At 35.4% G+C, this 14,747-nt stretch carries 16 protein-coding genes; 1 reads left to right on the top strand and 15 read right to left on the bottom strand.

Annotated features, from left to right (window positions below; translation table 11 throughout):
* Positions 1-28: 28 nt before the first annotated feature.
* From G3A46_RS03845 to G3A46_RS03895, 11 genes are all read right to left on the bottom strand, one after another.
* Positions 29-1,198, bottom strand: coding sequence for a 3-hydroxyacyl-CoA dehydrogenase NAD-binding domain-containing protein (locus G3A46_RS03845; protein WP_165146426.1), 1,170 nt, complete (start codon positions 1,196-1,198; stop codon positions 29-31).
* Positions 1,199-1,254: 56 nt separating this feature from the next.
* Positions 1,255-2,034 (bottom strand): enoyl-CoA hydratase-related protein, encoded by a 780-nt coding sequence (locus G3A46_RS03850; protein ID WP_165146429.1) that lies wholly within the window; start codon positions 2,032-2,034, stop codon positions 1,255-1,257.
* 160 nt (positions 2,035-2,194) lie between these two features.
* The gene (locus G3A46_RS03855; protein ID WP_165146432.1) at positions 2,195-2,998 is read right to left on the bottom strand and encodes a thioesterase family protein; all 804 of its coding nucleotides are present in this window, start codon (positions 2,996-2,998) and stop codon (positions 2,195-2,197) included.
* 154 nt (positions 2,999-3,152) lie between these two features.
* The gene (gene paaD, locus G3A46_RS03860) at positions 3,153-3,650 is read right to left on the bottom strand and encodes a 1,2-phenylacetyl-CoA epoxidase subunit PaaD (RefSeq protein ID WP_179951793.1); all 498 of its coding nucleotides are present in this window, start codon (positions 3,648-3,650) and stop codon (positions 3,153-3,155) included.
* Between the two features lie 102 nt (positions 3,651-3,752).
* Positions 3,753-4,502, bottom strand: coding sequence for a 1,2-phenylacetyl-CoA epoxidase subunit PaaC (gene paaC / locus G3A46_RS03865; protein WP_206735951.1), 750 nt, complete (start codon positions 4,500-4,502; stop codon positions 3,753-3,755).
* 49 nt (positions 4,503-4,551) lie between these two features.
* On the bottom strand, positions 4,552-4,896 hold the full coding sequence (locus G3A46_RS03870) for a four helix bundle protein (protein ID WP_165146438.1): 345 nt from the start codon (positions 4,894-4,896) through the stop codon (positions 4,552-4,554).
* A 39-nt stretch (positions 4,897-4,935) separates the two neighbouring features.
* Positions 4,936-5,220 carry a 1,2-phenylacetyl-CoA epoxidase subunit PaaB gene (paaB, locus tag G3A46_RS03875; RefSeq protein WP_139856636.1) on the bottom strand — a complete coding sequence of 95 codons (285 nt, stop codon included), beginning with the start codon at positions 5,218-5,220 and terminating at the stop codon, positions 4,936-4,938.
* Between the two features lie 93 nt (positions 5,221-5,313).
* Positions 5,314-6,270, bottom strand: coding sequence for a 1,2-phenylacetyl-CoA epoxidase subunit PaaA (paaA, locus tag G3A46_RS03880; protein ID WP_165146441.1), 957 nt, complete (start codon positions 6,268-6,270; stop codon positions 5,314-5,316).
* A gap of 68 nt (positions 6,271-6,338) precedes the next feature.
* Positions 6,339-7,412 (bottom strand): 2Fe-2S iron-sulfur cluster-binding protein, encoded by a 1,074-nt coding sequence (locus G3A46_RS03885; RefSeq protein ID WP_165146444.1) that lies wholly within the window; start codon positions 7,410-7,412, stop codon positions 6,339-6,341.
* A 62-nt stretch (positions 7,413-7,474) separates the two neighbouring features.
* The gene (locus G3A46_RS03890; protein ID WP_165146447.1) at positions 7,475-7,960 is read right to left on the bottom strand and encodes a hypothetical protein; all 486 of its coding nucleotides are present in this window, start codon (positions 7,958-7,960) and stop codon (positions 7,475-7,477) included.
* Between the two features lie 180 nt (positions 7,961-8,140).
* Positions 8,141-8,710 (bottom strand): TetR/AcrR family transcriptional regulator, encoded by a 570-nt coding sequence (locus G3A46_RS03895; protein ID WP_206735952.1) that lies wholly within the window; start codon positions 8,708-8,710, stop codon positions 8,141-8,143.
* A gap of 76 nt (positions 8,711-8,786) precedes the next feature.
* Here G3A46_RS03895 and G3A46_RS03900 point away from each other — a divergent pair, with 76 nt between their 5' ends.
* Positions 8,787-9,092: a rhodanese-like domain-containing protein gene (locus tag G3A46_RS03900; RefSeq protein ID WP_165146450.1), complete on the top strand. Its 306-nt coding sequence runs from the start codon at positions 8,787-8,789 to the stop codon at positions 9,090-9,092.
* A gap of 166 nt (positions 9,093-9,258) precedes the next feature.
* Here the strand turns inward: G3A46_RS03900 and G3A46_RS03905 are convergent, their stop codons facing one another.
* The 4 genes from G3A46_RS03905 to G3A46_RS03920 all read right to left on the bottom strand — a co-directional run bounded on the left by G3A46_RS03905 (position 9,259) and on the right by G3A46_RS03920 (position 14,673).
* On the bottom strand, positions 9,259-9,873 hold the full coding sequence (locus G3A46_RS03905; protein ID WP_165146453.1) for a DUF4230 domain-containing protein: 615 nt from the start codon (positions 9,871-9,873) through the stop codon (positions 9,259-9,261).
* 81 nt (positions 9,874-9,954) lie between these two features.
* Positions 9,955-12,714, bottom strand: coding sequence for a TonB-dependent receptor (locus G3A46_RS03910; protein WP_165146456.1), 2,760 nt, complete (start codon positions 12,712-12,714; stop codon positions 9,955-9,957).
* 172 nt (positions 12,715-12,886) lie between these two features.
* Complete coding sequence (locus G3A46_RS03915) at positions 12,887-13,660, bottom strand: GLPGLI family protein (RefSeq protein ID WP_165146459.1); 774 nt, start codon at positions 13,658-13,660, stop codon at positions 12,887-12,889.
* 131 nt (positions 13,661-13,791) lie between these two features.
* A complete protein-coding gene (locus G3A46_RS03920; protein ID WP_165146462.1) occupies positions 13,792-14,673 on the bottom strand; it encodes a GLPGLI family protein in 882 nt (293 codons plus the stop codon).
* Positions 14,674-14,747 lie beyond the last annotated feature (74 nt).

A 14,747-nucleotide genomic window follows, 5' to 3' on the forward strand; every position in this document is an offset into this window, starting at 1 on the left:
TCGATTTAAAACCTAATTATTTTTCAATTTAAACGTCGAATATACTTCCGTTATCTTTCATTTTCCTCAAAATCGGTGAACAACGGTAGCGATCTTCGTGATATTTATCGTAAAGCTCATCCATTTTCTCTACACACCAATCGATTCCTTTTTCATTCGCCCAAGCCAATAAGCCATTTGGATAATTTACTCCTTTGGTCATTGCATTGTCTATGTCTTCCGCAGATGCGATATTCCAGAAAAGGGCATCAGCAGCTTCATTAATTAGCATTACTAATATTCTTTCGAAAACGAGCTCTTCAATGTTTAAATCATCTTTAAACACAGGTTCAGGTTTTACGGCATTTTCTCCGTAGTTGTAAAAACCTCTACCAGTTTTTCTACCTAAATATCCAGCTTCTGCAAAGCGTTTTTGTGTGAATGAAGGTTTGTATCGTGGATCGTAATAAAACGCTTGAAAAACAGTTTCGGTAACCGTATAGTTTACATCGTTTCCTATAAAGTCCATAAGTTCAAACGGACCCATTTTAAAGCCTCCATAATTTGTCATTGTCCAATCGATAGTAGCAAAATCGGCAATGCCTTCTTCGTAAATTCGGAGTGCTTCTCCGTAGAAAGGTCTTGCAACACGATTAACAATAAATCCAGGTGTGTCTTTGGCTACTGCAACTGTTTTTCCCCAGTCTTTAATGGTTTGAACAGAAATGTTTAAAGTTTCTTCAGAGGTTTGTACCGCAGGAATAACCTCAACTAATTTCATTAATGGAGCAGGGTTGAAGAAATGAATTCCTATACAACGCTCAGGTTTTTCTAAGGAAGATGCAATGGAAGCAATAGATAGAGAAGATGTGTTTGAAGCCAATATACAATCGTCACTTACAAACTTTTCAATCGTTGAAAACACATTTTTTTTGATGTCGAGGTTTTCAATTATTGCCTCAATGGTCATATGGGAATCTTTCAATTCCTTAAGTGTATTTACGTACTTTATATTATTTTGAATGCGCTCCTTTTCATTAGCATCGATTCGTCCTTTTTCAACCAAACGATTCATTATTTTTTCTAAATCGGCTTTAGATTTTTCCAAAGCATCGGTTTTTGTATCGTAAATTTTAACCGTGCACCCAGCTGTTGCTGCTACTTGTGCAATTCCAGCGCCCATGGTTCCAGCGCCAATTATTCCAATATTTTTAATCATTTCTTATTTTTTAGACTTTCAATATTTAACAAACCTTGATTCGAGTTTTGCTAATATTATTTTCCTTTAAATTCAGGTTTTCTTTTGTTTACGAAAGCATCTACTCCTTCAGCGTAATCTTCACTTTGAGCTGCTTCAATTTGAAGTTTGCTTTCTAAATCTAATTGCTCTTCCAATGAGTTTGTCATGGATTGGTTTAATAATCGCTTTGTAAGTCCTAATGCTTTGGTAGGCATGTTGGCTAAGGTATTGGCAATAGCATTTACTTCTTCTGAAAAGTTTTCTGAAGAAATTACTTTGTAAACCATTCCCATTTTTTCAGCGTCTTGAGCGGATACTTTATCGCCAAGCATCATTAAAGCTGAAGCTTTTTGAAAACCAATTAAACGAGGAAGGAAAAAGGTTCCTGCGCTATCTGGAATCAGCCCAATCTTGCTAAAAGCCTGAATAAAACTTGCATTTTCTGAAGCAATTACTACATCACATGCCAAAGCAATGTTCGCACCGGCACCTGCGGCTACACCATTAATAGCTCCAATAACTGGTTTTTCAATACTTCTAATTCTAGAAATAATCGGATTGTAGTGTTCTTCAAGAATTTTTTTGAATCCAGGATTTAACTCTGGAGAAGTTACTTCTTTTAAATCTTGACCAGCACAAAATGCTTTCCCCATACCCGTTATTACTATTGCTCTAATATCTGGATTGTTTTCACAGGCATCCAACTCACTTTGAAGTAGGAGGGCCATTTCTCTATTAAAACTATTAAAAACTTCTGGACGGTTTAATGTAAGGTATGCAGTTTTATCTTTTATTTCTTTAATTATAGAAGCCATATTATGTGTTTAAATAATGAATTTCTGATTGAACGCCTAAAGATACTACTTTGTCGAAGTCCTTTTTTACAAAAATAGAAAGAGTTGTTGAAATCTGAAGCTAACTCCATAGATATCCCTAGTATATCACCACTATACTTCTTAAGTTTATTCAATCAAATTAAGATACCTTTCTAACTGTCAAAATTTGCTCAGCATGACCAAAGGGTCCTTTCTCGTCATGAAGTACTGCAGTTGTTAAACCAATACCATCTTGTCCATATTGTTGATCGACTTCTAGGCCTAGCCATGTGCCTAGTGGCAAGCGATGTAGATGGATTTGTAAATCGACATTAGGGAACATATGAGTAAAGGGATTGTCCTGTCTAACTACCACTCCATTCATGGTATCAACCATTCCCATAAGCTTCACAAAAGGACTTGTGGTTTCTCCTTTTACCATTTCCAACTTATTTGTAATCCAAACCTTACCCTTCCCAGGGCGACGTTCAACTACTTTAATATTTTTTGAAACTGATTGAATATATCCACCACTCCAAACAGACATACCTTCCCAATTAGGAAAAGTTTTGTAAGAAGGCATCGGATTATCTTCCAATCCAGCAACTTCTGAAGTATCCTCGGTGATCATCCTCCAAGTGCGTGCTATAATGCACGTTCTTCCCTTAGCTTCAAAAACCGATTCAAGAAGTTCAATAGTTCTTCCTGGACGGATGCAGCGGGTGGTAATTTGAAAGTCGTCCAAATGAATCATTCCCAATATATCCAAGCTGATGCGACCAATTCGCATGTCGTCTCTTGGCTGGAACTTTTCTAATTCTGCACAAATAGCACCCGTAGCTGGGGCCATATGCTGTTCGTTATCATTCCAGGCTCCTTGGGTGTTTTTAGTAGGGCGATAGTGCGCCACTTGCGAGCCGTCTGTTTTTATTTCACGATTGAGTAGTTCGTAATAAAATCCCATAGTTTTTTGAGGCAAATTTAAACAATCTTGTATGCGAAACTACTGAGAATAAAGATTGAGAGAATTCTCATTACAGAAATACGACCGCTGCGCTATAAGAAACAAGACTAAAGTATTTATGCACTAATGATGAAATTCCAGCCTACGAGGGAATTTATTTCAAGCATTTAAAATAATCAAATGGCTCGTGGCAGTCGTCACATTTAAAAAGTGCTTTGCAAGCTGTAGAACCAAACTGACTCACCAGGTGTGTATTTGTACTTCCGCATTGCGGACATTTAACCATTTTTTTGTTCCCAAGTAAAACGTCTTTGTCGTGGGTTTCTGAAAGAGGACGCGCAATCCCGTATTCTTCCATTTTTTGAAGTCCTTCTTCAGATATCCAATCGGTGGACCATGCAGGAGAAAGAACAAGTTCTACTTCAGCTTTTTTCCCAACATCCTCGAATGCTTTTTTTAAATCGTCTGAAATAACGTCCATAGCTGGACATCCAGAATAGGTAGGAGTAAGTTTTATTTTTACAACTCCGTTTACTTCTATTGCTTCACGAATAACTCCTAGTGCCAAAACCGATAACACAGGAATCTCCGGATCTGAAACGGTTTTCAAAACTGGGATTAAATCTTTATCAATATTTGGACTTTCTGTCAACAATTTATTTTATGTTTTTAAAATTTCAGTATTCAATTTACTATTAACCTCTAAAGCATTACTTTAAGTAGCAAGTGTAGAAATTAAAAGTAAATGTTATAACTACCAATTCATATTAGGGTAGGTGCGTTGCATATATTGCAATTCGGCTAAAATATAGCCCATATGCTCTGTGTGAACTCCTTCTTTTCCGCCTTTTGTAAAATATTTATTTTCAGGTACAGTAAGAGTAGCTTCAGTTAGAAGTTCAGAAACTTCTTTGTAATATTCTTCTTTAAATGATGAAACATCAATTCCGATTCCTTCTTTAATAACTTCTTTTTCAGCATCGGTTAAATAGAAAAGTTCATCGGTGTATCTCCAAAGGTCGTCGATGGCTTCTTGCATTTTTTTATTACTCTCTTCGGTTCCGTCGCCCAATCGTTTTACCCAGTCTCCAGAAAAACGCTTGTGGTAGCTTACTTCTTTAATTCCTTTTTTAGCAATAGCAGCTAAGTTTTCATCTGGACTATTTTGAAGTTTTTCCATCAACATATAGTGATAAACATCGAAAAGATATTGTCTACCTATAACAAATCCAAAATGAGTGTTGGGTTGCTCTACTAAAAGACAGTTTTTGTAGTCTCTTTCAATTCGTAAGAAAGCGATATCGTCTTCAGTTTTATTTTCACCTACCAATTTAGCAGCGTATTGATAATAACTTCTTGTTTGTCCGAGCAAGTCCAATGAAATATTGGTAATTGCAATATCTGTTTCCAAACTTGGGCCGTGACCACATAGCTCCCCCAATCTTTGGGCTAGAATTAGTGAGTTGTCAGCAATTGTTAGGAGGTAATTATATAGGTTGTTCATTTTCAATTATTAAAAATCGAAATCGAAACTCAAATCGAAATCGAAGGAATTAACTAAATTTTTTAATCAAAGAAACTACTATTCTGATGAGCTCATCATTTTCATTTCTAATTGTTTTAAGATCGTTCGAATTTATAAGGTTCGCTTTTATTTGTATGTTAATATTCCTAAGCGACTCTCGTAATTCTTTTAATGTAATCCTAAGCTTATTGACTCTATCTTTATTAGAACCTGCTCCTTCAAATTCACCAAAGTTCAACGCTGCTGAACAGGCAGATCTAATGAGTTGTTTTGTAAGGTAATCAGCAGCAAAAGATGTCGGTTGTTTTGAAAAAATAACAATAACTGAAGCGGCAAAATCTTCGAATCGACTATCTAAGTTATATTCCCTCATTTTTTCGATTTCAATTTTGATTTCAGTATTGTTTTCCCGTTACATATGCTTCACCTCATCTGGTAAATCATAAAAAGTAGGGTGGCGGTATACTTTATCTTGAGCAGGCTCAAACATTTCGCCATTTTCAGCAGGGTTTGAAGCTGTAATATTTTTACTTTCTACAACCCAAATACTCACGCCTTCGTTTCGACGAGTATAAACATCACGCGCGTTTTCTAAAGCCATTTCAGCATCTGCTGCGTGAAGGCTTCCGAAGTGACGGTGCTCTAATCCGTTTTTACTGCGGACAAATATTTCCCAAAGGGGCCAATTTTTTGACATAACTTTATGTGTTTGATTCAAGGTTTTTTCGGGATTCAAATTTCAAGAGTATAATGTCTTAACAGCTGAATTCCTTAAGCCTTGATTCTAGTTTTATATTGCTTCTTTTAATTTATTTGCTTCTTTCTTTTCAGCATATGCCATTGCGGCATCGCGAACCCACTCGCCATTGTTCCAAGCGTTTACTCTAGCACTCATTCTTTCTTTGTTGCAAGGACCGTGACCTTTTACTACTTGCCAGAATTCCTCCCAATCAATTTCCCCAAAATCATAATGACCTGTTTCTTCGTTCCATTTCAAATCTGGATCTGGAACTGTAAGTCCTAAAATATCTGCTTGTGGTACAGTTTGATCAATAAATTGTTGGCGTAGTTCGTCATTACTTTTACGCTTTAATTTCCATTTCATTGATTGTTCGGTATGAACAGATTCTGCATCTGTAGGGCCTAACATCATTAAGCTTGGCCACCACCAGCGATTTAGTGCGTCTTGAGCCATTGCCTTTTGCTCTTCAGTGCCACGGCAAAGAGTTAACATAATTTCGTAACCTTGACGTTGGTGGAAGCTTTCTTCCTTACACACACGTACCATTGCACGAGCATAAGGACCGAATGAAGTATTGCACAGTGGCACTTGATTAATAATAGCGGCTCCATCTACTAACCAGCCAATAGCACCAATATCGGCCCAAGTGATTGTTGGATAATTGAAAATTGAAGAATACTTCGCTTTTCCACTGTGAAGTTGATCGTATAATGCGTCGCGAGAAACTCCAAGGGTTTCACAAGCTGAATACAAGTACAAGCCGTGTCCAGCTTCATCTTGAACTTTTGCCAATAATGCAGCTTTTCTACGCAGGGAAGGAGCACGTGTAATCCAGTTTCCTTCAGGTAGCATTCCGATAATTTCTGAATGTGCGTGCTGACTTATTTGCCTGATGTGAGTTTTTCGATATTTCTCCGGCATCCAATCTTTTGGCTCTATCTTTTCATCGCGCGCAATGCGTGCTTCAAAGATTTCTTCTAGGTTTTTTACTTCTTTTTCGCTCATAATATCTTTTTTAAATACCTGCAATTAGCTCCGCTGAATAAATAGGGGACAGCTTGCAGGATAATTCATCATACATCAAAATCTACTTTTACTTTATCAGACGTTGGTACAGCCTGGCAACTCAAAACTAAATCTTGTCCTACTTCTTTATCGCTTAACGCATAATTTATTTTCATCTCTACACTCCCTTCCATAATTTGACACTTACAAGTGCTGCAAACTCCACCTTTACATGCAAAAGGTAAATCTGCACCTGCAGCCAATGCGGCGTCGAGAATGTTGTCGAAATCCTTAGTCATCGTAAACTGGAATTCCTTTCCACCATCTACAATTGTTACTTCAACACCTTCTACGTTTTGTTTTGCTAAACGCTCGGCTCTTTTAATATCTTCTTCTGAAAGTCCTGTAACAAAAAGTTCATAGTGAACTAATTCTTTTGGAAGTCCAGCTTTTATCAAGTATTCACTTACAAAATCTACCATTTTTTCAGGACCACACAAAAACACTTCACTAGTGTCTGGTATATCGATGAAATTCTTTGTTAGAATTTCCATTTTTTCTTCGTCAAAACGACCGTTGAAAAGTTCGATATCTCTGCGTTCTTTAGTAAGGAAATAATAGATTTCTAGTCTTCCAAAATATTGGTTTCGCAATTGCTCTAAAGCTTCCTTAAAGATAATAGATTTTGCAGTTCTATTCACATAAAACAACTTGCAAGTAGCATTGGGTTCTAATGCTAGATGTGTTCTTATCATTGAGATAACAGGAGTAATTCCACTTCCTGCAGCAAAAAATAAGTAGTTTTTCGCTTTATCAGGATTCACATCCACGCCAAACATTCCACTTGGCTCCATAACCTCAAGAGTATCTCCAGATTTTAAGGTATCTCTTACATAAGTAGAAAAAACACCACCTGGAATTGTTTTTACAGCTACTTGCCATTGATTTTCAATAGGGCTAGAGCACAAACTATACGAGCGGCGTGTATCTTCCCCGTTAATATCGGCTTTTAAAGTTAAATGTTGTCCTTGGCGAAAGTTGAATTCCTGAGCCAAATTATCTGGAACGTCGAAAGTTATAACCGTACATTCATCGGTTTCTTTATAAACGTCTTGTACTTTTAATTTATGAAATCTTGCCACTTATTTTTTGATTTATGAATAGCAAAACTAACAGTTGTTAGTTAGAATTGCAACTTTGATCTTTATTTACTTTTGTTTTTTAATGAATTACGGAATTCTTTAATTAGTTTAGGGGCAGGAAGGTAATCACCAAGCAACCATCCTTCATATTCTGGAGGCACAAGATCATCCATTCTGTCGCCATACTTTTCATGAAGTATTTTGCCTATATCAATAAAACGGTCATAATATTCGTACAGCAAAGGCTCTTTCCAAATTTCTTTACCGTTGTGCATTAGAAATAAAAAGTCCTTTCTTTTATACTTCTTTTCGATAATTTCGAAAATTAAATTATCACCTTCTATTTCAGGCAATTCATCTGCCGATTTCAAACTCAGAGCCTCCCAATGATCCCAAAAACTCATTTGTTTAAGAACCTCCTTTTTATCTTCCTCGGTTCCAAATTGAAGAACTTCAGAAAAAGTTGGGAAGACTACTAGTTCTAATAAATATTTACAGTTGGGACAATTTACTTCAAAGCCTTCTTCCTTTAAATCGCCTTGTTTCAAAACCTCACCTTTTCCAGTCCAACCACAATTTTCACAATTGTACGATGCTCTTTATAAGTATATATATTATTCATATTATTTTTTTTATAGCTTTTCCAAGAGCCGTTAGGATTCAATTAACCTTAAATAATATTGTTCGCGAACTCTGCTATTGAAATCATCTGTTCTGAAATTCTTTATCTACATAATTCCTTTTAGCAACACCGAAACCATATCTTTTTTAAGCACATTCACGTCTAACTTTCCTCGCTTTTCATACCATAAATGAAGTGTGCGTAATGTAGATAGAATAGAGAACAGAATCACTTCAGGATGGGCCGATCTAATTTCGTTAACCTCTATCCCTGTTTTTATTAATTCTCTGAAATTATCTTCATACTCATCTCTCATTTTTATAAAAGCATTCAGATTATCTCCTTCCAAGTGCATCCAGTCGTTGTTTAATGAGGCTAATGCTTCGGAGTGATTTAAAGTAATATCTATATGAAGCTCGATTAGGTTTTCCAACTTTTTAAGTATGCTTGATTGCTGGGAAATAACCTGATTCATTCCAGTTGTAAACTCTTGAGCCACTTCAAGAATGATATCGGCTAGAATTTCTTGTTTTCCACTAATGTGGTTATAAAGACTCGCGGCCTTGATATCCATTTCTGAAGCTATATCACGCATAGTGATAGCACTATACCCTCTTTTTCTAAATAGAGTAGCTGCCACTTTTACGATTTCGTCCTTTCGTGAAATTGTTTTCATTACTGCAATATAGCGAATATGTGGGAAGAATTATTAGCGAAAATTGTAATATTGTATATATAAAACAATACATAAAATGGGGCTTTTAGATTTTTTATTTGGCGGCAAAAACAAGAAGATACAAGACTTTAAAAGCCGTGGTGCGGTTATAATCGATGTTCGTAGTAAAGGCGAATATGATGGGGGAGCTATTCCAGGTTCTAAAAATATCCCGTTGCAAAGTATCAGTGCTAATATTTCTCAGATCAAGAAATGGGACAAACCTGTAATTGTATGCTGTGCTAGTGGAATGCGTAGTGCAAGTGCTGCGGGAATTCTAAAAAGTAATGGGATAGAAGTGATGAACGGTGGTGGCTGGTTTAGCTTGAGTAAGAAGCTTTAGACCTAGAGTAGAGAACATAGAGTAGAGAGTAGAGAATAGAGAGAATAGATGGCGTGTAAGGGAGTTTAATAATCGTCATTCAATTTTGACCTCAATCTCCTGTGGCCAGTTTCAATCCTCCTTCGGACAGGTTTCGATTTCAATTTCGATTTCTTATTGGATTTCGTCAGAGTTTGATTCGTTGTAGGTCCTCTTCCTCTTCAACTACTGTCTGATTGTATTTCAAAGTCCACCCCATTGAATTGGTAAGAATGTAAATTTTCGAAAGTTCAGAAATTAATCTGTTTTCAGCATTTGTTCGCAATTCTGAAGCTTCAATTTTCTTAAGTAGCGATTTCTCTACACGTTGTTTTATTTTGTTGTAATCCGAAGCTGTAAATTGATTTAAATAATCTTGAGTTACATCATAGTATTCAATATTTGGATTTATTGATAACTCAGGCTCGGGAATACTCGTGATAGTAACAGTTTTTGTCGCTTCGTTAACTTCAGATGTTATTTTGCTTAAATCGTAGGCTATGCTAGCTTTAGCATTTACTACAATCAATGCTTTTTTACGAGCGTCGAATAGGCCGTACATTAAATCTCTACTAGCATTATAACTAAAAACTTGAGCGTAACTTCCTTCGGTTACAATTAGTTTGCCCACATTTTTTAATTCCTTCTCAATAAGTGCAGTATTAGCTTGCAGGGTTTCGCGATTGTCCTTTCGGTCATCACAATATCGCACACTAAATATTATAACAAAAGCAATGATAATACCTAGGAGAATGTTGCGCATAGAAATAATTTTTACAGGAAAGATATAAAAATTGGGTGTCAGTTAATAATTGTAACCTTTAGTTTAACTGAAAATTAATTATTACAAATCGTATTTAATTACAAGCATAACAATTCTAGGCATTACAAAATACTGCGAAGTTGTATTGAATTGATCGTTAAAGCTGTCGTTATTAATAGATTTCGTATCTAAAATATTTGTTGCTTGTACAGAAAACTCCCAAGGGCTTTCACCGTGTTTGTAATATAAATTAGCATTAAAAAACGAATAACTGTTTTCAATAGTTTTGGCATCGTTGGTGTAATTGTAGTAATCCCATTCCGCAAAAAAGTTGAAGTCTTTTAAAAATCGGAGGTTTACATTTGCATAAGGTTTGTTGGTGAAGAATGTTTGTTCAATTCCTCCGTTGTCATAATCGTTTTTAATGAAACGATAACCAACTTCAAAATTTGGAAAATTCTTAAAATTACTCAACGCACTTATGTTGTAATTTTGAGTAAAACTCTGACTTTCTTGAATTCCATTGTTGATGGTGTTGTTTGTTTTGGTTAAGAATAATGCAGCATCCAATTTAAATTGAATTTTCTTTACTCTTTTGCTAAACCTACCAACGGCTGAAAAAGTTTCATCTGGAAAATTACTATCAAAATTAACTGGGCTACTTACTTGATTAATTCCTGCTAGTTGAGTGGTGGTTTTTATAGCATCAATACGTCGAGTATAGCTTAAATTCCCGCCAATATTTGTGTAATTAAAAAGATTGAAACTAAAATAAGTTAAATTATAACTATGCGATAATGAGTTTTCTAGCTCTCTATTTCCGCGGAAAAGTCTATTGTAATTGTTAAAAACGTAGGCCTGTGCGTAATTATTCACATCGCTATATTCTGAAGTGATCGCATAGTTAAAACGTATATTCTCACTTTTCTTAAGTTCTAAAACAACATTTACATCTGGTAAAACCATCCAGTCGTTTTGCGTTGAGGTTGTTCCTAATTGCTCGTTTTTCAAGTTGTAATTGTGAAGTGTAAGCCCAGGTGTGAAAATAAACTTCCCCGATTTTAATTTATAATGAAGTCCGAAAAATACATCTGAGAAAGTATAGTTTACATCGTTATTAAAATCGTTTTCAGTGAAATTATTTTGATTTCCATTATCTAAAATTTGAAAAATATCTGAGTTAAATTTCTGATTGCTATAAGTGGTTCCAAGGGTGAAGTTGAGGTTGCTAACATTGTTCAAAACATAGTAATAATCAACTTTTGCATCGAGCTTATGACTTTTTACAGTTTTGTTTTGGTTAATGTTGTAGCGTTCCGATTGTTCCAAAGGATCGAATGTATCGGCATCACTATTAAAAGGGTCTAGTGGATTAATAGTAGTAAATACCCCTCGAAATGGAATTGAATCCTGAACTGCTTGATAAAATGGATCTTCATTTTGATACAAATGTTGAACTTCTGCAGCAAATATGTTTTTATCATTTAAAGTGAAATAAGCATTCGCGTTTTGATTTATTGAGAAAGGCTTGTTTTCTTTTGCTTCAGAGATTTCATTTTGGTTGCCGCCAACTATTGAAAGCGTAGCGTCGTCTTGCGTTTGTTTTGAAGTTTTTACCAAGGCGTCATAATCCAACTGAAAATTTGTATTAGGTTTATAAACACTACTTAGTTTTAGCATAGCCAATTGATTGCGTTGATCGTTATTGGTATTTGTATTTTCGGTAATTCCAGTAAGAATGTACTGGCTGATGCTATTATTTACAATATTCGTTTTATTGTCACTTAGAATCCCGAAACCACTGATGTCTAATTTATCATTTACAGCATAACTGAAGTTTCCAGCTACAAACTTGGCGTCTATAGCTTTAGCTCTGTCATTTTGAGAAACAGCAAAACCTAAGTCGCTATCGCTAATTCTAAAACTAGTTCCACCTCCTCGGTTGAAATTTTTAAAACCGCCCGTAAAATTGAAGTAGTCGCGAAAGGTAAAAGGTACTTCTCCAATATTATTAAAATCGGTAATTAGGTTAATACTGTATTTAGGACTGTAGTAAAATAATTTTGGATGAACCAAATAACGGCCACTATCTTCACCGTATTCATCAGCAATTCCTGCACCAGCAGTGACTTCTCCAAACCAAAAGTTTTTCTTTCCTTCTTTTAATTTTATGTTAATCGCAACATTATCTCGATCGTTCCCAAGTCCGCGCATTTGGTCAACTTCATTGTAATTTCGAAGTACTTCTACTTTGTCTACAGCATCGGCCGGAATGTTTTTAGTAGCTAGTTTACTATCGCCGTCAAAGAAATCCTTGCCTTCAACCATTACTTTGCTAACGGTTTTTCCTTCTACCTGAATTTCGCCATCATCATTAACCTCCACTCCGGGAAGTTTTTTCATTACATCACCGAGTTTGCGTTCATTGCCATTTGTGAAACTATCTGCGTTGTAAATGATGGTATCGCCTTTTACAGTTACAGGCATTTCGTAAACAATTTCTACATCGTCCAACTGATTTTCCTGCGGATTTAAAATAAAATTTAAATCGATGTTTTCTGATTCAGTAGGAACGGAAACCGTTTGTTTTTTGGTTTCATATCCTAAAAAGCTTGCGGTTAAAGTGTAAGTGTTTCCTTTTAGAAGATCGAGTTGGTAACGGCCTTGATGATTTGTGATTCCATAGGACTCTGTTTCACCTGTAGTTTTAACACTAGCAATTACATTGGCAAATTCCAAGGGATTGCCAAGGCTATCTTTAATGGTTCCTTTTACTTTGATGCTTTGCGCTGAAAGCGGAAAGGAGAGTATTAATAAGAGAAAGAGATGGGTTTTATTCATTGAAGATGGTTTTATTACCACAGAGGCACAGAGAACACAGAGGTTATAAGTAACCGTTTATGACTCTTTTACTCCGTATACTAATTTAACTGAATTGAAGTTTATTATTTGGAAAATTGTTTTGCCACAAGGGGATTATATGGAGTTTTTGTCATTATATATTTGCACAACCTCAAAATTTATCTTTTAGTTCCTTCTTTTTATCAGCTACAATACTCTCAAACTTTTCAAAAGTGACAATTTCTCCATTCTTTGGAGGGTTTATTATGTTTTTATTTCCAGTATTTAAAATAATTTTAGAGCATAAAAAAGTTGTACGATTTACATTTAACTCCAATATCAATCCTGGCAATCCTGAAAATTCATCGGGACCATTTGAAACTGGGATTTGCGGTGCGTACCAAGCAGTCACTATTACATTTGCTTGTATCTTACCTTCCTTTGAATCCTCATTTATCGAATTTTTCATCCGATAGTCATTCAAATCTATTTTCATTGTGGCGACTGCTTTAAAAACGGTATAATCGCCTATTTGTTTAGCTTCTTTTACTAGTTCCCATTCTAGTTTTGGAAGGGTATCATCGATAAGAAATCTCTTCCCAAGGAATTCTCTTGCTTCTATTATCCTTTGGCTTTCGAGATTCTTATAAACACTTTCGGTACTGTAAGATTGCATTGCTGCTAAAAATCCCACCATATATGGGGATGCTTCGTTTAAAAATTCTTCTTCCTTATAAATAGACTCTTTATTGTTAAACGTGAGAATATATGTTTTCTCATAAAGCTCTTTATCTCGTTTTTCCTTTCTAAGCCTTTTTTCTTCTGGCATTTCGCTATAATCCTCTCCAGTAGTGGTTTTTGCCTTATAAAATGCTTTGCCAGTTATACCTTGGGCAGAAAGGGAAAAGGATAAAATTGCGAAGAAAAATAATAGGATTTTTTTCATTTGGATTTTTTTTACCACAGAGGCACAGAGGAAATAGAGAGTATAGATAGATAATTATATTCCATTTTTCCCTGTGTTCCTTGTGTCTACGTGATTTTCAATTTCGATTTCAATTTCAATTACGTTTTCTCCTAGAATCCACCGCCACGTCTTCCACCTCTGTTTTGGAAGTTTTCGCGTAACTCTTCAGTTTTTTCCTGTACAATTTTGATGTATTCTTCCCGAGTTACTTTCTTTCCTTTTTTAGGAGCTTCAATTTTTTCGGCAGATTTTGGGTTTATTACAACTTTTGAACATAGCAATGTGGTTCTATAAACGTTCAACTCCATAATTAAGCCAGGTAATCCTCCAAACTCTCCAGGGCCATTACTTACAGGGATTTGTGGTGTAAACCAAGCAGTAACCTCGATTTCTTCAGGAATTTCAATCATTTCCATTGGGTCGTCAAAATTTGTAGAATCTTTTTCTACTTCGGCATTTTCCTTTTCATCTTTTCCTTTTCTGTCGCGTTTTGGACGAGCCATACTAAAATCGGTTGGGTCCACTTTTTTCATGGCAATAGCTTTAAATACGGTGTACTGTCCTATTTGCTTAGTGTCCTTCGTCATCTGCCAATCCAACGATTTTATAGAGTCTGTCACTAAAAATTGTTTTCCAAAGAATTCATTTTCCTCTACAATTTGTCCTGTTTTTAGGTTTTTGTATTGACTTCCAGGAGTAAAGCTATTCATCATCATTCTGAACCCTGGGTTAATTGGTGTTGCATCAAGTTTTTCTTCTTCTTTATAAATAGATTCGTCTTTTGTAAAAGTGAGGATGTAGGTTTTCTCTAATGCGCTTTTCATCATCTGAGAAACCATTTTTTTCATTTCCTCAGTCATTTCGCGTCTGCCAGCTCCCATTTCATCTAAGTCTACAGTTGTTTTAGATTCGTAAAAAGCTTGCCCACTTATACTTTGTGCGTTTAAAGAAACCGAAAATAAAAGGAGGAAAATTAAAAAATATCGTATCATAAAATTGTAATTAAGGGTAAGTTTAAAGTTAATGAACATGAAGTAAATTGCTTAAAAATAATATATTTAAATAC

Source organism: Aequorivita sp. KMM 9714, from assembly GCF_011065475.1.
Classification (GTDB): Bacteria; Bacteroidota; Bacteroidia; order Flavobacteriales; family Flavobacteriaceae; genus Aequorivita; species Aequorivita sinensis.